Origin of the sequence: Paraburkholderia sp. SIMBA_054, from assembly GCF_046534875.1 — a bacterium.
GTDB lineage: Bacteria > Pseudomonadota > Gammaproteobacteria > Burkholderiales > Burkholderiaceae > Paraburkholderia > Paraburkholderia hospita.
The window spans coordinates 1-274 of the sequence record NZ_JAWRXV010000723.1 but is presented as its reverse complement, the minus strand read 5'-3'; the positions used below and the strand labels follow the sequence as shown (position 1 = coordinate 274).

Sequence of the window (274 nt, the reverse complement as noted above, 5' to 3'; positions counted from 1 at the left end):
AGCATAGTGAGTTGGGCTTTAATTACCGAATGAGTAATGTAGTTGCGGGTATTGGCAGAGGCCAGCTTAAAGTGCTGGATGAACGAGTTGCGAAAAAGAATTATATATACAACTTTTATAAAAGGGAATTAAGCGATCTAGAAGGCGTGGGATTCATGCCGAACAATGAGTGGGATAAGCCGAATTATTGGCTGAGTGCGATGACATTGACCGGTAAGATCAGACCGATTGATGTTATGGAAGCTCTGGAGAAAGGCAATATCGAGTCTCGACC

The 274-nt window shown here is 43.1% G+C and carries 1 protein-coding gene; it reads left to right on the top strand.

Annotated elements, in window-relative coordinates:
* Window positions 1-274, top strand: a 274-nt coding sequence (locus tag SB822_RS56985) for a DegT/DnrJ/EryC1/StrS family aminotransferase (RefSeq protein WP_410859091.1), incomplete at both ends; no start/stop codon positions are given.